This window comes from Pseudomonas sp. FP603 (assembly GCF_030687415.1).
Taxonomy (GTDB): domain Bacteria; phylum Pseudomonadota; class Gammaproteobacteria; order Pseudomonadales; family Pseudomonadaceae; genus Aquipseudomonas; species Aquipseudomonas wuhanensis.
In genome coordinates, this window is record NZ_CP117431.1 from 6,391,061 (window position 1) to 6,406,548 (window position 15,488).

A 15,488-nucleotide genomic window follows, 5' to 3' on the forward strand; every position below is an offset into this window, starting at 1 on the left:
CGCTCCCACAGTTGCTTGTGGCGCCTGCTAAGTCGTCGCGCTGCTCCACCATCACGCTCATCAATCTTCCTTTCAGCCCGCCCTCCCCACGCCTAGACTCGGTCCATTCCAAAAAAAGGTAGGCCGCCATGTCCGAGACGTTGCTCAGTTCCCGCAATCTGGCTTTCGAGCTGTATGAAGTCCTTGATGCCGAGGGCCTGACCCAGCGTGAGCGGTTCGCCGAGCACAACCGCGAGACCTTCGATGCGGCTATCGGCACCGCCCGCAGCATCGCCGAGAAGTTCTTCGCCCCGCACAACCGCAAGGGCGACGAGAACGAACCGCGCTATGAGGACGGTCAGGCGATTCTGATTCCGGAAGTGAAACCGGCGGTGGACGCCTTCCTCGAAGCTGGTTTCCTCAACGCCGCGCGCAGTTTCGATGCCGGCGGCATGCAACTTCCTACGCTGCTGTCGCAAGCCTGCTTTGCGCATTTTCAGTCGGCCAACGCGGCGTCGACCTCTTATCCGTTCCTGACTATGGGCGCGGCGAACCTGATTGAAAGCTTCGGCACCGATGAGCAGAAGCAGCGCTTCCTGCAACCGATGATCGATGGCCGTTTCTTCGGCACCATGGCCCTCACCGAGCCGCATGCCGGCTCGTCGCTGTCGGACATTCGTACGCGCGCGGAGCCCGCGTCCGACGGCACCTATCGCCTCAAGGGCAACAAGATTTTCATCTCCGGCGGCGATCATCCGCTGTCGGAAAACATCGTGCACATGGTGCTGGCCAAACTGCCGGACGCACCGGCCGGGGTGAAAGGCATTTCGCTGTTTATCGTGCCCAAGTTTCTAGTCAACGATGACGGTAGTCTCGGCAAGCGCAACGACGTGTTGCTGGCAGGGTTGTTCCACAAGATGGGTTGGCGCGGCACTACGTCCACCGCGCTGAACTTCGGCGACAACGGCGAGTGTGTCGGCTATCTGGTGGGCAAGCCGCACCACGGTTTGAGCTACATGTTCCAGATGATGAACGAGGCGCGGATCGGCGTCGGCATGGGCGCGGTGATGCTGGGTTACGCCGGTTACCTGTATTCCCTGGAATACGCCCGCGAGCGGCCGCAAGGTCGAGTGCCGGATAGCAAGGATCCGACCACCGCACCGGTGGCGATCATTCAGCATGCCGACGTCAAACGCATGCTGCTGACCCAGAAGGCTTATGTAGAAGGCGCGTTCGACCTTGGGCTGTACGCGGCGCGACTGTTCGACGACACCACCACGCTTGAGACTGAAGCCGAACGTAAACAAGCCCATGAGCTGCTGGATTTGCTGACACCGATTGTCAAATCCTGGCCGTCGGAGTTCTGCCTGAAGGCCAACGAACTGGCAATCCAGATTCTCGGCGGCCACGGCTATACCCGTGAGTACCCGGTGGAGCAGTACTACCGCGACAACCGCCTGAACCCGATCCACGAAGGCACCCACGGCATTCAGTCGCTGGACTTGCTGGGGCGCAAGCTGGCGCAGAACGGCGGCGCGGGGCTCAAGCAATTGATCCGCCTGATCGCCGACACCGCCGGGCGGGCACAGGCGTACGAAACATTAAGCACATTACGTGAACCGCTGGAGAAACTGGTAGCGCGCCTGCAATCCGTAACCATCGGCCTTCTGACCGATCTGGCTCAAGGCAAGGTCAACAGCAGCCTGGCGAACTCGGCACTGTATCTGAAAGTGTTCGGGCATACGGTGATCGGCTGGCGCTGGCTGGAACAGGCGATTCGTGCGGAGGAAGGGCTGGCCAAAGGGAACGCAGCGGATGTGAGTTTCTATAAAGGTAAGCTGCAGGCGGCGCGGTATTTTCTGACGTGGGAAGTGCCGGGCTGCCACCATGAGCTGGCGATTCTTGAGGCGCGGGATGATGTGTGTCTGGGCATGCAGGATGAGTGGTTCTGATTAGAACCCTGTGGCGTAGCTGAAATCCCATCGCGGGCAAGCCCGCTCCCACAGGGATCTCTATTGTTCACAGATAATGTGTTCAACACCCAAATCCTGTGGGAGCGGGCTTGCCCGCGATGGCGTCAGCACAGCCAACACAATTTTTAGCTGAGTTTGAAACTGCTCATCTGCCGCGCCAAATCATCGGCCAACCGCTGCAACGTCTGACAGTCTTCCCGACAAGCCCTGACTTCACCCGCCGTCGCTCGCGCCAAATCAGAAATCCCCTGCACGTTGCGATTGATCTCTTCCGTCACCGCCGACTGCTCTTCCGTCGCCGTCGCCACCTGATGGTTCATGTCGCTGATCCGCTCGACCTGGCCGGTGATCGCCGTCAACGACGCCCCGGTGCGCTGACTCGACTCAACACCGGTGCCAGTCGCCGCTTGCCCGGCGTGCATGGAAGACACCGCATTCTCTGCGCCCTGCTTGAGGCTGCCGATCATCTGCTGAATCTCATCGGTGGACGATTGAGTCCGCCGCGCCAGGGTCCGCACTTCATCCGCCACCACCGCAAACCCGCGCCCCATGTCCCCGGCCCTCGCCGCTTCGATGGCGGCGTTGAGCGCCAGCAAATTAGTCTGCTCGGAAATACCGCGAATCACCGCCAACACCTGATCGATGGACGCCACTTGATGGGCCAACTCGCCCACCGCGCCGGCAGCAATACCAATTTCATCGGACATGCTTTCTATATGCCGAATCGACCCGCCCACCACTACCCGCGCCTGTAGCGCCTCATCCCGCGCGGTTTGCGAAGCGACGGCCGCGTTGCCGGCGTTCTGCGCGATCTCCTGCACGGTCAGGCCCATTTCGTGAACAGCGGTGGCGACCATGTCGGTCATTTCCTGCTGACGACCCGAACGTTCGGCGGTGTTGTCCACCACCCGCGCCACCTGGCCGACCGCCGTGCGCAAACGCTCACTGGTGGCCAGGACTTCGCCGATCATCTCGCGCTGACTTTCCAGGAAGCGATTGAAACCGCGAGCGAGGTCACCCAGCTCATCGGCGCGACTGGAATCTAACCTGTGGGTCAAATCTCCACCACCGCTACCGATGGCTACCAGCGCCGCTGTTACCTGACGAATCGGTCGCACCAATCCACGGGCCAGCAACACCACCAACAACAGGCACACCAATGCCACCGCCAGGCCGATGCCGCTGCTCATCCACATCGCGCGACGGGCTTCGGCGTAGATCTGCGACTGCGGCACTTCGGCCACCAGGGTCCAGCCCAGATCACGCAGCGGCAGGCTCAGCGCCAGAAAATCTTCGCCGTCGCGGACAAAACTGCTGGTGGCGGACGCGGTGGAAGTAGAGAGCTGCCCCATGACCGCTTGCGCCGCCGGGGCGCCGATCTGTTCGACCAGCGTGCGTTTGCCGCTGAACTGCGCCTCGGGGTGAATCTGGATCAAACCGTCGGAACGCACGAGATAGACCTTGCCGCGCTCACCGAAGTTGAAATTGTGGATCAGCTCCGACAGCTCTTTCATGCTCAGGCCCAGCCCGGCGACACCCACGACGTTGCCGGCCTGCTCGACCTTGAGGTCGATGAACAGCGCCAACTCGCCAGTGGCGGTGTCATTGTCGATATTGAGGGTGCGCGGCTGGTTGCTGTCGAGGAACGAATAGAACCAGGCATCGTTGGGATTGGAGCGGCTGAGCGTCCGGTCCAGGCCTTTTTCAGTGATGTAATGACTTGAAGCGGCCCCGATAATCAGCGCGGTAAAGGCTTTGTGCTCGGTGCGGATGCCTTCCAGATACTTCACGAAGGTGTCGGTCTGGGCGCTGTTCTCGCCCCCGGCCAACCAGTCGCGCACCATGCTGTTACTGGCGATGTCCTTGGCGGCGGTAAGGGGCTGAACGAGGATTCGTTCGATGTCGTTGCGCATCGCCTCGATGCTCGACGGCAGCGCTTGTTCGACCAGATAGCGCTGGGCGAGGCGGTTGACCACGAGGGTATAAACGCCAACCACGATCAGAATACTGACCAGCAGGGCGGTGCCCATGCTCAGGATCAACTGCCATTGAATACTGCGTCGCCAGAACTGCATGGAGCACCCCCAAAGAATAAGAGGCTGAAACACTGCAACAGCCATGCCGATTGTATACAACGCAAACGACAATTTATTCTTTGGTTGTGCGCAAAGCTGATCAGGCCTGATTGATTGTCTTGGCGATCACTTCAACCGTGGCGCTGACTTGCTCTTGGTAACGGTCGAGTTCTTGCTGATGACGCTTTTGCATTTCGATCTGCTGCGAGCACAGATTCATCGCCGCCAGCACCAGCAAGCGGTCACCGATCAGCGTCGGGTATTTCTTTTTGGTCTCGGCCAGGGCGGCCTTCAACATTAATGCGGCGTCCAGCAGGGTCTGCTCTTCCCCGGCCGGCGCCTTGATCGAATAGTCCTCCCCCAGAATCGAGACGACTTTTACCCCTGCGGCGCCGTAACTCATGCGCTGACAGGGCCGGCGCTGACGCGCTCAACCAGGGCCTGAATGCGTGCGGTGGTGGCGCCTTGTTTCTCTTCCTGTTCCATCAGGCTCAGTTGCAGGCTTTCGTTTTCATCCTTGACCTGGGCCAGTTCTGCGCTCAGGGATTGATTGGTGCCGAGCAGGGTCTGGTTCTGCTGCACCAGGTCGCTGACCAGTTGTTCCAATTGGCTTAGGGATGCTTCCAACATTTTGATTTTCCGGGCATTTTCAAAGGGCGCGTACGATAAAGAAAAGTCACCACTGACGCCAGGGTTATTCGGGCGCAAGGCCTTGATTTTGCTGGCGGGCGACCTTCCTCGCGAGCTTTAAAGACTGTGTTTGGCGGATCTGGTTCCTGCACTTCGTCGCCGGGGCCCTTCTGCGACAAAAGCGCGCAGCGCCTCAAGACTTTAGTCGTATGACCGATAAGTCATGCATACAGCAGTCTCAGCCCCGCACGGATGCGCTTTTTTCGGTGAACACCATGTCCTTACGAAATATGAATATCGCACCGCGGGCGTTCCTCGGTTTTGCCTTGATTGGCAGCTTGATGCTGGTTCTGGGGGTGTTCGCGCTGAACCAGATGAGCAAGATTCGCGGCGCCGCCGAAGAAATCACCTCGAACAGCGTACCGAGCATTAAAAGCCTCGACGAGTTCACTCAGCTGACCCTGCGCCTGCGCGTCCTGTCTTACCGTCTGTTGGTGAACCGCGAGCCTGATGTCCAGCAAAAAACCATAGACCTGTTGGAAACCCGTAGCCAACAGATCCGAGCGGCCCAAGCCGTCTACGAAAAACTGATCGCCAGCCCGCAGGAACGTGCGGCCTATGATCAGTATGTGCAGCTGCTGGGGCAGTATCGCCAGATCGAAGACCGGATGAAGAGCCTGTCGCGCAACAATCAGGTCGACGAACTGCGCACGCTGCTCAATACCGATTTGCTGACGAACTCTGAAGCCGTCAACTCCGTGCTCAACCGTTTGCTGGAGATCAACACCCAACAGACCCTCGACACCAATCAGCAAGCCGTCGACCAATACTCATCGGCCTTCAACCTGACGGTGGCCCTGCTGGTCATCGCCACCGGCCTGACTCTGCTGTTCGCCTGGCTGCTGACCAACAGCATCACCAAGCCAATCGCCAACGCCCTGAGCGCCGCCGAAGAAATCGCCGAAGGCAACCTGACGCGCCCGATCACCGTCGACGGTGAAGACGAAGCCGGTCGCCTGCTGGCCGCCATGGCGAAGATGCAGGACAAACTGCGCGACACCCTGCAACGGATTTCCGGTTCGGCCACGCAATTGGCGTCCGCCGCGGAAGAGCTCAACAGCGTCACCGACGAAAGCGCCCGTGGCCTGACCCAGCAGAATAACGAAATCGAACAGGCCGCCACCGCCGTCAATGAAATGACCAGCGCCGTGGAAGAAGTCGCCCGCAACGCCGTGAGCACTTCCGAAGCCTCGAAAAACGCCACCACTTCGGCGGGCGACGGTCGTGACTTGGTACAGGAAACTGTCAGTGCCATCGAGCGCATGAGCGCCGACGTACAAAGCACCGCCAACCTGATCGGCGATCTGGCCAACGAGTCGCGCGACATCGGCAAGGTGCTGGACGTGATTCGCGGCCTGGCTGACCAGACCAACCTGTTGGCGTTGAATGCTGCCATCGAAGCAGCCCGTGCCGGTGAAGCCGGTCGTGGTTTCGCGGTGGTCGCCGACGAAGTGCGTGCCCTGGCCCATCGCACCCAGCAGTCGACCAGCGAAATCGAACGCATGATCGGCAGCATCCAGAGCGGCACCGAACACGCCGTGGATTCGATGCGCAACAGCACCGAGCGGGCTGAATCGACCTTGAACATCGCCCGTGGTGCAGGCATGTCGCTGGACACCATCAACAGCGCCATTGTCGAAATCAACGAGCGCAACCTGGTGATCGCCAGCGCAGCCGAAGAGCAGGCACAGGTCGCCCGTGAAGTGGACCGCAATCTGGTGAACATTCGTGACCTGTCGGTGCAATCGGCCACGGGGGCCAACCAGACGAGCGCGGCCAGCAACGAGCTGTCGCGCCTGGCGCTGGACCTGAACAATATGGTTGGGCGGTTTAGCCTGTAGGTTCACGTATGATCGTTCCCACGCTCCGCGTGGGAACGATCATCGACTCACACCAAAAGCTTTTTGACAGCATCACATTTCAACAGGTTAGAATCGCTGGCACGCAGACTGCATGGTCAGTTTGTGCCCGCCTTTAGCTTTCTGGAGTACTGCCTTTGAATGCAACGACCATCAACAGCCTGTTCTTGATCGGCGCGTTGCTGGTAGGTGCGAGCATTCTGGTGAGCTCACTTTCATCGCGCCTCGGCATCCCGATTCTGGTGATTATCCTCGCGGTGGGCATGGCGGCCGGTGTCGACGGTGCCGGCATTATTTTCGATAACTACCCAACGGCTTATCTGGTCGGCAACCTCGCCCTGGCAGTGATCCTGCTCGACGGCGGCTTGCGCACCCGGGTGGCGAGTTTTCGCGTGGCGTTATGGCCGGCGCTGTCGCTGGCCACGGTGGGTGTGTTAATCACCACCGGCCTGACCGGAATGGCGGCGGCGTGGTTGTTCGACTTGAACATGATCCAGGGCCTGCTGATCGGCGCCATCGTCGGCTCTACCGACGCTGCGGCCGTGTTCTCGCTGCTGGGCGGCAAGGGCCTGAACGAACGGGTGAGCGCGAGCCTGGAAATCGAATCCGGCAGCAACGACCCGATGGCGGTGTTCCTCACCGTGACCCTGATCGACATGCTCGCCAGCGGCCAGACCGGCCTGCACTGGAGCCTGCTCGGACACTTGCTGCGCGAGTTCGGGATCGGCGGTGTGATCGGCCTCGGTGGTGGCTGGTTAATGCTGCAACTGGTCAACCGGATCCACCTGGCCACCGGCCTTTATCCGATTCTGGTGATTGCCGGCGGTCTGGTGGTGTTTGCCCTGACCAACGCCCTGCACGGCAGCGGCTTCTTGGCGGTGTACCTGTGCGGCCTGGTGATCGGCAACCGCCCGGTGCGCAGCCGTCACGGCATTTTGCATATGCTCGACGGCATGGCCTGGCTGGCTCAGATCGGCATGTTCCTGGTGCTGGGGCTGTTGGTTACGCCCCATGACCTGCTGCCGATTGCTTTGCCGGCGCTGGGCCTGGCGCTGTGGATGATTCTGTTTGCCCGCCCGCTGTCGGTGCTGGTCGGCCTGTTGCCCTTCAAGGCGTTCCATGGCCGCGAAAAAGCATTCATTTCCTGGGTGGGCCTGCGCGGTGCCGTACCGATCATTCTGGCGGTGTTCCCGCTGATGGCGGGGCTGCCCAATGCTCAGCTCTACTTCAATCTAGCGTTCTTTATCGTGCTGGTGTCGTTGTTGGTGCAGGGCACAAGCCTGCCCTGGGTTGCCAAGCTTTTGAAAGTGACCGTCCCGCCGGAGCCTTTGCCCATCTCCCGATCGGCGCTGGAAGTGCATGTCACCAGTGAGTGGGAGCTGTTTGTGTATCGCCTCGGTGCCGAGAAATGGTGCATTGGATCCCCTCTTCGCGAGCTGAAAATGCCCGAAGGCACCCGTATCGCGGCCCTGTTTCGTGGCCAGCAACTGCTCCATCCGTCGGGTAGTACGGTGCTCGAAGTCGATGATTTGCTCTGCGTAATTGGCCATGAACACAACCTTCCGGCCCTTGGAAAACTCTTCAGTCAGGCCCCGCAACGGGGGCTGGATTTGCGCTTCTTCGGCGACTTCGTACTCGAAGGAGACGCCCAGCTGGGCGCGGTTGCTGCCCTGTACGGGTTAAAAGTCGAGGGCATCGATCCGAACATGTCCCTGGGCCACTTCATTGCCCAGAAAGTGGGCGGTGCACCTGTAGTGGGTGACCAGGTGGAGTGGAACAACACCCTTTGGACCGTCGCTGTCATGGAAGGGAACAAGATTGGTAAGGTAGGCGTCAGATTCCCCGAAGGAAGTCGCCCCGGCCCCGGCCTGTTCCTCTAAACTCCACACTTCGTCTCGTTTTCGATCGGTCTCTATGTCAACTCTGCGCACCTTTTTCGTCATGGCCCTGCTGGGTTTGAGTCTTTCCATCAGCACGCTGCAAGCCGCCGAACCGCCGTCCAGCGAAGCCGTGCAGACGAGCCTGAACAAGATCGCCGACCGCAAACTGCCGGAAGCCGATCAGAAAGCCCTGCAAGCAGTCCTGCAGGGCACGCTCACCCAGCTCAACAACCAGCGTGATTACGATCAAAAACTGATCGATCTCAAGCAGCAGTTGGCCAATGCGCCGAAGCAGAACATCGAGAACCAGCGCGAACTGACCCGCCTCAAGGCCACTAAAGTGGTGCCGGTGGCGCAACGCTATGCCAAAGAGACGATTCAGCAGCTCGAACAACTGTTGACCGAACGCTCCACTCAGCAAAGCGATCTGCAGAAAGCCCTGGCCGAAGCGAACAGCCTGATCATTACCGCCCAGACCCGCCCCGAGCGCGCCCAGGCTGAGATATCTGCCAGCCAGACGCGCATCCAGCAGATCAACAACATCCTCAAGCTCGGCAAGGACAGCGGCAAGACCCTGACTGCCGAGCAGCGCGATCAGCTCAACGCCGAGCTCGCGGCGCTCAACGCCTTGATCCCGTTGCGTCGCCAGGAACTGGCCGGCAACAGCCTGTTGCAGGACCTGGGCAACAGCCAGCACGACTTGCTGTCGGAAAAATCCGATCGCCTGGATCAGGAGATCCAGGACCTGCAAACCCTGATCAACCAGAAACGCCTGGCCCAGTCCCAAGAGACAGTGACCCAGCAGTCCATCGAAGCGCAGAAGGCCGGTGGCAGCAGCCTGCTGGCCACCGAAAGCGCGGCCAACCTGAAGCTCTCCGACTACCTGCTCAAAAGCACCGACCGCCTCAACGAAGTCACCCAACAGAACCTGCAGACCAAGCAGCAGCTGGACAGCGTGACCCAGAGCGATTCGGCGCTGGACGAACAGATCAACGTGCTCAAGGGCAGCCTGCTGCTCTCCAAGATTCTCTACAAACAGAAACAGGCTCTGCCGCGTCTCAGGCTCGACCGCGATCTGGCCGACCAGATTGCCGACATCCGTCTGTATCAGTTCGAAGTCAGTCAGCAACGGGAACTGCTCAGCAACCCGATCACCTACGTCGACAACCTGCTGGCGACACAACCGCCCGAGCAAGTCACCCCGCAACTGCGCAAGAGTCTGCTGGACCTGGCCACCACCCGCGCGGACCTGCTGGAGCGTTTGAATCGCGAACTGAGCGCGGTGCTCAACGAATCCATCACCCTGCAACTCAATCAGAAACAATTGCTCAGCACCGCGCAAAGTCTGAGGGCGACGCTGGACGAGCAAATGTTCTGGATCCCCAGCAACAAGCCGCTGGATCTTGAGTGGGTGCACAGCGTGCCGGAACGCCTGCAACGTCAGGTCAATACCCTGCCATGGGCTTCGAGCCTGAGCGAACTGACCGATGGCCTGACGCAACGACCACTGCTGTTCCTGCCGCTGGCGTTGCTGATCGGTGCGCTGCTGTGGCGCCGCAAAAATCTCTATGCCCGCCTGAACAAAGTTCACCAGGACATCGGCCACTTCAAGCGCGACAGCCAATGGCACACCCCACAAGCGATTCTGATCAACATTCTGCTGGCGATGCCGGTTTCCCTGGGTCTGGCCTTGTGCGGCCTGGCCTTGCAGATCGACGCCCGGGGGCAGAACGCCAATATGGGCGCGGCGCTGCTGCAAATGGCCCAGGCCTGGCTGGTGTTCTACACCGCCTACCGCATCCTTGCGCCGGGCGGCGTGGCCGAACTGCACTTCCGCTGGGAAAAGCCTCAGGTCGAATTCCTTCAGGGCTGGATTCGCCGGCTCGGGCTGGTGGTGATGGCCCTGGTGACCGTAGTGGCCGTCGCCGAACTGCAACCGGCGGCGCTGGCCGATGACGTGCTCGGCATGCCGGTGGTGCTGACCTGCTACGCCTTGATGGCCTGGCTGCTCAGCCGCCTGCTGGTCAGCAGCCCGACCCATGAAAACGCTTCGCTGTTCCGCAAGGCCGTGGGCGTCATGTTCACCGTCCTGCCGATCGCCTTGTTCGTCGCCGTGTGCTTTGGCTACTACTACACCGCACTGAAACTCAGCGACCGGTTGATCAACACGCTTTACCTGCTGATGTTCTGGCTGGTGATCGAAGCGACCTTCGTGCGCGGCCTCAGTGTTGCGGCACGGCGCCTGGCCTATCAGCGCGCGCTTGCCAAACGCCAGGCCGCCAAAGAAGCGGGCGATGGCGAAGCGGTGATCGAAGAGCCGACCCTGGACATCGAGAAGGTCAACGAGCAGTCCCTGCGACTGATCCGCCTGGCCCTGCTCGGCGGTTTCATCGCGGCGCTGTACTGGGTCTGGTCGGACCTGATCTCGGTGTTCTCGTATCTGGACAACATCACCCTCTACGAATACACCAGCGGTACCGGCGCCAACATGAGCATGGTGCCGATCAGCATCGGCGACATGCTTGGGGCGTTGATCATCATCGGCATCACCTTCGCCCTGGCGCGCAACCTGCCAGGTTTGCTGGAAGTGTTCGTGCTGTCGAAGCTGAACCTGGCCCAGGGCAGTTCCTACGCCACGACCACATTGCTGTCCTACGTGATCGCTGGCGTCGGCTTCGTCTCGACCCTGTCCACGCTCGGCGTGAGCTGGGACAAATTGCAATGGCTGGTGGCGGCGCTGTCGGTAGGCCTCGGTTTCGGGATGCAGGAAATCTTCGCCAACTTCATCTCCGGCATCATGATTCTGTTCGAACGCCCAGTGCGGATCGGCGACACCATCACCATCGGCAACCTCTCGGGCACGGTGAGCAAGATCCGCATCCGCGCCACGACCATCACCGACTTCGACCGCAAGGACATCATCGTCCCGAACAAGACCTTCATCACCGGGCAACTGATCAACTGGTCGCTGACCGACACCATCACCCGGGTGACCCTCAAGCTCGGCGTCGACTACGGCTCGGACCTGGACCTGGTGAAAGAGCTGCTGCTCAAGGCAGCCCGCGATAACCCGCGCGTGCTGAAGGATCCGGAACCCCATGTGTACTTCCTGAACTTCGGCGAAAGCACCCTCGACCACGAGTTGCGCATGCATGTACGTGACCTCGGTGACCGCAACCCGGTGCTTGATGAGGTCAACCGCTTCATCAATCGCGAATTCAAGAAGCAGCACATCAACATCTCGTTCCGGCAGATGGAGGTCTACCTCAAGAACCTTCACGGCCAGGAGTACAAGATGGTGCCGATCGAGCCGGAAGCCAAAACCATCGTGCCGGTGGCCGACGGCAAACCGCGGCAAGAGCCACCCTCTGTCGAACTCGACTAAGCGCGCTATCCCTAGCAGAATGCTCGGACATTCTGCTGGAGATGGCCGTTGAAAGCCCTCGACGAACTGACCTTCGATAATCGCTTCGCCCGCCTGGGCGATACGTTTTCAACCCACGTGCTGCCCGAGCCCATCGCCGCCCCGCGACTGGTGGTCGCCAGCCCTGCCGCCATGGCGCTGCTGGACCTGGACCCGGCCGAGGCCGAGACGCCGGTGTTCGCCGAGCTGTTTGGCGGCCACAAGCTCTGGGCCGAAGCCGAGCCGCGGGCGATGGTCTATTCCGGGCATCAGTTCGGCTCTTACAACCCGCAGTTGGGCGATGGTCGCGGCCTGTTGCTGGGCGAGGTCTATAACGAAGCCGGCGAGCATTGGGATCTGCACCTCAAGGGTGCCGGTCAGACGCCTTACTCACGCATGGGCGATGGACGAGCGGTGTTGCGTTCGTCCATCCGCGAGTTTCTCGCTTCTGAAGCCCTGCATGCCCTGAACATTCCCACCACTCGTGCACTGTGCGTAATCGGTTCCGACACGCCGGTCTGGCGCGAGAAACAGGAACGCGCGGCCATGGTCCTGCGTCTGGCACCCAGCCATGTGCGCTTCGGGCATTTCGAATTCTTCTACTACACCAAGCGCCCCGAGCAGCAGAAAGAACTCGGCGACCATGTGCTGGCCATGCATTTCCCGCACTGCCTGGAGCAGCCGGAACCGTATCTGGCGATGTTCCGCGAAATCGTCGAGCGCAACGCCGAGCTGATTGCCAAATGGCAGGCCTATGGGTTCTGCCATGGCGTGATGAACACCGACAACATGTCGATCCTCGGCATCACCTTCGACTTCGGCCCGTTCGCCTTCCTCGACGACTTCGACGCCCACTTCATCTGCAACCACTCTGATGACCAGGGCCGCTACTCCTTCAGCAACCAGGTGCCGATCGGCCAGTGGAACCTCAGCGCCCTCGCCCAGGCCCTGACGCCGTTCATCAGCGTTGAAGCCCTGCGCGAAACCCTCGGCCTGTACCTGCCGCTGTTCCAGGCCCACTACCTGGACCTGATGCGCCGCCGCCTCGGTCTCACCACTGCCGAAGACGACGACCAGAAACTGCTGGAGCACCTGCTGCAACTGATGCAGAACAGCGGCGTCGATTACAGCCTGTTCTTCCGCCGCCTGGGGGATGAGTCACCCGAACTGGCCGTCGCCCGTTTGCGCGATGACTTCGTCGACATCAAGGGCTTCGATGCGTGGGGCGATCTGTATATCGCACGGGTTGCTCGCGAAGGTGAGGTTGATCAGGAACAGCGCCGCGAACGGATGCATGCGGTGAATCCGCTGTACATCCTGCGCAATTATCTGGCGCAGAAAGCCATCGATGCGGCGGAAAGCGGCGACTACTCGGAGGTTCGTCGTTTGCACGCGGTATTGAGCAATCCGTTCGAGGAACAACCTGGAATGGAGAGCTATGCCGAGCGGCCGCCGGAGTGGGGCAAGCATCTGGAGATCAGTTGTTCGTCGTGAGGCTTGTCAGATAAAGGTCTCTACAGACACACCAAAGCGCTCGGCCAACCAGCGAATCTGCCGCAGGTTGAGCTGGCGCTTGCCGCTTAAGATCTCCGAGACGACCGATTGTGTGCCCACACCGGGCAGTTCGCTCTGGCTAAGGCCGTGTTCGCGCATCATATAGCCAAGAACCTCTGCACCAGAGGCTTCGCGCATGGGGTGATGTTTGCGATCCCACTCCGCAATCCAGTCACCGATGATGTCCACCAAGCTCATCAACGGGTGCGACTCATCATCGCCGGTCATCTCAAGCAATTCATCGAGTGCCCGTGCCAACATGTCATAGTCGTCTTCGTTTTTCGGTTTTCGCAGCAATGGCGAGACGAACTCCCAATGCTCAGCAGCTTTTTTGATTAGAACACTCATACCCTTCCCTCCTTCCATTTACCTCTCTCATATTCGCTGTGATCCAGCACATGCTTGATATAAAGCTTTTGAGACTGATACCTGACAAAAGCGATAAGCCGCAACTTGTTGCCACCGATATCGAACACATGAAACTCACCGACTTTGTCAGCTGCGGGAAAAATAGACTTCATTGCCGCGAAGTCTCCCGGGTTACTCCCTTTGGCAAGTCGATACCATTGCTCCAATGCATTGGCTGCCCGCGGCCACTTTTCCTTGGCCTCACGAATTGGTTTTTCGGTAAACACATGCATGCAACATCCTTATCGCATTCTGCTATGGGGAGTTAATCACAGATCCAGAATATCGCAAATTGCGATAATTCTCAGCAGACCAACGGTCTCGCTCAGTACGATTCAGCCTAGTTTCATCGCCATACGCTGCACGATTGAAAATATGAGCAAACGTCTCCACATAGCAGTGATCGGCTTCTTAACAGGACCTCCCTCATGACCGCCCCACTCCTCATCCCCTGCCCCCACTGCAACGGCCTGAACCGCATCCCCGCCGAGCGTCTCAACGACCATCCAAAGTGCGGCCGCTGCAAGGCCGAAGTCTTGCTCAACAAGCCGTTCGAATTGAAGCAAGGCGATTACGCCAGTCAGATCAAGGGTGACCTGCCGTTGCTGGTGGATGTATGGGCGGACTGGTGCGGGCCGTGCAAGTCGTTTGCGCCGGTGTTCGAGCAGGCGGCGGGGCAGTTGGCGGGCAAGTGTCGCCTGGCCAAGCTGGACAGCGAGGCGAATCAGCAGTTGTTGGCGCAGTTGGGGATTCGCTCGATCCCGAGCCTGATTCTGTTCAAGAACGGCCGGGAAGTGGCTCGCCAGAGCGGGGCTTTCCCGTTGCCGCAGCTGATGAGCTGGTTGCGCAGTCAGGGGATTTGAATCCCCTTCAACAAAATGTCGGAGCGAGGCAATCAGGCATTTTCCAGCAAGTTGTGCAGATCGACGAACTGCTGGGTCAGCTTATGCCGCGGGTCGAGGTGGATCAGCGGCGTGTTGGCCTGGTGGGATTCGCGCATGCGCACCGAGCTGGCCAGGTACACCGGCAACACCGGTAGCCCTTCGGCGATCAATTCGTCGAGGATTTGCTGAGGCAAACTGGCGCGGGCCTGGAACTGGTTGACGACGATGCCTTCGACTTCCAGCCCTTCGTTGTGGTCCTCCTTCAACTCTTCGATTTCCGCCAACAGGCCATACAGCGCCTGACGCGAAGAAACTGTCGCAGTCGAAGGGAATCAGCACACGATCAGCGGCAATCAAGGCCGAGACGGCATAGAAATTCAGTGCTGGCGGCGTATCGAGGTAGATTCGGTCGTAATCGCCGTCCAGTTCCTCGAGCAATTTTCGCAGCTTGTTGATCTTGTGCTTGGCCTCAAGTTTGGGCTGCAAGTCAGCCAACTCGGCGGTGGCGGTGACGACGTGAAGGTTGTCGAATGGCGTTTCGTAGATGTCGACCTGGTTTTTCTTCGAGAACGGCCCGGAGGACAGAGTCTGCTTGAAGAAGTCAGCGATCCCCATCGGGATATCATCACCGGTGAGTCCCGTCAGGTATTGAGTGGAGTTGGCCTGAGCATCGAGATCCACCAACAGCGTGCGATAGCCCTCGCTCGCGCTGACCGCCGCCAGATTACAGGCAATGCTTGACTTGCCCACGCCACCTTTCTGATTGAACACCACGCGCCGCAT

General features: G+C 59.8%; 10 protein-coding genes and 4 pseudogenes. 7 read left to right on the forward strand and 7 right to left on the reverse strand.

Annotated elements, in window-relative coordinates; all coding sequences use genetic code 11:
* Positions 1-128 precede the first annotated feature (128 nt).
* Complete coding sequence (locus PSH65_RS29465) at positions 129-1,931, forward strand: acyl-CoA dehydrogenase (RefSeq protein ID WP_305423988.1); 1,803 nt, start codon at positions 129-131, stop codon at positions 1,929-1,931.
* A 146-nt stretch (positions 1,932-2,077) separates the two neighbouring features.
* On the opposite strand, the gene PSH65_RS31990 is transcribed toward PSH65_RS29465, so the two are convergent.
* The 4 genes and pseudogenes from PSH65_RS31990 to PSH65_RS29480 all read right to left on the reverse strand — a co-directional run bounded on the left by PSH65_RS31990 (position 2,078) and on the right by PSH65_RS29480 (position 4,657).
* Complete coding sequence (locus PSH65_RS31990) at positions 2,078-2,923, reverse strand: methyl-accepting chemotaxis protein (RefSeq protein ID WP_370694722.1); 846 nt, start codon at positions 2,921-2,923, stop codon at positions 2,078-2,080.
* Between the two features lie 66 nt (positions 2,924-2,989).
* A pseudogene (locus tag PSH65_RS31995) lies at positions 2,990-4,072 on the reverse strand (cache domain-containing protein); the annotation flags it as partial.
* Between the two features lie 55 nt (positions 4,073-4,127).
* Positions 4,128-4,430, reverse strand: a complete 303-nt coding sequence (locus tag PSH65_RS29475; protein ID WP_007903196.1) for a cell division protein ZapA — start codon at positions 4,428-4,430, stop codon at positions 4,128-4,130.
* Positions 4,427-4,657 (reverse strand): hypothetical protein, encoded by a 231-nt coding sequence (locus PSH65_RS29480; protein WP_305423991.1) that lies wholly within the window; start codon positions 4,655-4,657, stop codon positions 4,427-4,429. The genes PSH65_RS29475 and PSH65_RS29480 overlap by 4 nt, the downstream gene beginning before the upstream one ends.
* Before the next feature lie 341 nt (positions 4,658-4,998).
* Here PSH65_RS29480 and PSH65_RS32000 point away from each other — a divergent pair.
* The 5 genes and pseudogenes from PSH65_RS32000 to selO all read left to right on the forward strand — a co-directional run.
* Positions 4,999-5,655, forward strand: a pseudogene (locus PSH65_RS32000) (MCP four helix bundle domain-containing protein); the annotation flags it as partial.
* Between the two features lie 303 nt (positions 5,656-5,958).
* Positions 5,959-6,558 (forward strand): annotated as a pseudogene (locus PSH65_RS32005) (methyl-accepting chemotaxis protein); the annotation flags it as partial.
* A 155-nt stretch (positions 6,559-6,713) separates the two neighbouring features.
* A complete protein-coding gene (locus PSH65_RS29490; RefSeq protein WP_305423995.1) occupies positions 6,714-8,456 on the forward strand; it encodes a potassium/proton antiporter in 1,743 nt (580 codons plus the stop codon).
* A gap of 34 nt (positions 8,457-8,490) precedes the next feature.
* Complete coding sequence (gene mscK / locus PSH65_RS29495) at positions 8,491-11,841, forward strand: mechanosensitive channel MscK (RefSeq protein WP_305423997.1); 3,351 nt, start codon at positions 8,491-8,493, stop codon at positions 11,839-11,841.
* 48 nt (positions 11,842-11,889) lie between these two features.
* Positions 11,890-13,353, forward strand: a complete 1,464-nt coding sequence (gene selO, locus PSH65_RS29500) for a protein adenylyltransferase SelO (protein WP_305423998.1) — start codon at positions 11,890-11,892, stop codon at positions 13,351-13,353.
* 6 nt (positions 13,354-13,359) lie between these two features.
* Here the strand turns inward: selO and PSH65_RS29505 are convergent, their stop codons facing one another.
* On the reverse strand, positions 13,360-13,761 hold the full coding sequence (locus tag PSH65_RS29505; RefSeq protein WP_305423999.1) for a type II toxin-antitoxin system HigA family antitoxin: 402 nt from the start codon (positions 13,759-13,761) through the stop codon (positions 13,360-13,362).
* A complete protein-coding gene (locus tag PSH65_RS29510) occupies positions 13,758-14,054 on the reverse strand; it encodes a type II toxin-antitoxin system HigB family toxin (protein WP_305424000.1) in 297 nt (98 codons plus the stop codon). The genes PSH65_RS29505 and PSH65_RS29510 overlap by 4 nt, the downstream gene beginning before the upstream one ends.
* Before the next feature lie 195 nt (positions 14,055-14,249).
* Here PSH65_RS29510 and trxC point away from each other — a divergent pair, with 195 nt between their 5' ends.
* Positions 14,250-14,684: a thioredoxin TrxC gene (trxC, locus tag PSH65_RS29515; RefSeq protein ID WP_305424002.1), complete on the forward strand. Its 435-nt coding sequence runs from the start codon at positions 14,250-14,252 to the stop codon at positions 14,682-14,684.
* 32 nt (positions 14,685-14,716) lie between these two features.
* On the opposite strand, the pseudogene PSH65_RS29520 reads toward trxC, so the two are convergent.
* Positions 14,717-15,488 (reverse strand): annotated as a pseudogene (locus PSH65_RS29520) (ParA family protein).

Excerpts from the sequence above, each read along its gene's own strand:
- PSH65_RS29465 (WP_305423988.1), top strand. The coding sequence starts at position 129 with ATGTCCGAGACGTTGCTCAGTTCCCGCAATCTGGCTTTCGAGCTGTAT.
- PSH65_RS31990 (WP_370694722.1), bottom strand. The coding sequence starts at position 2,923 with ATGATCGGCGAAGTCCTGGCCACCAGTGAGCGTTTGCGCACGGCGGTC.
- PSH65_RS29475 (WP_007903196.1), bottom strand. The coding sequence starts at position 4,430 with ATGAGTTACGGCGCCGCAGGGGTAAAAGTCGTCTCGATTCTGGGGGAG.
- PSH65_RS29480 (WP_305423991.1), bottom strand. The coding sequence starts at position 4,657 with ATGTTGGAAGCATCCCTAAGCCAATTGGAACAACTGGTCAGCGACCTG.
- mscK (WP_305423997.1), top strand. The coding sequence starts at position 8,491 with ATGTCAACTCTGCGCACCTTTTTCGTCATGGCCCTGCTGGGTTTGAGT.
- PSH65_RS29505 (WP_305423999.1), bottom strand. The coding sequence starts at position 13,761 with ATGAGTGTTCTAATCAAAAAAGCTGCTGAGCATTGGGAGTTCGTCTCG.
- PSH65_RS29510 (WP_305424000.1), bottom strand. The coding sequence starts at position 14,054 with ATGCATGTGTTTACCGAAAAACCAATTCGTGAGGCCAAGGAAAAGTGG.
- trxC (WP_305424002.1), top strand. The coding sequence starts at position 14,250 with ATGACCGCCCCACTCCTCATCCCCTGCCCCCACTGCAACGGCCTGAAC.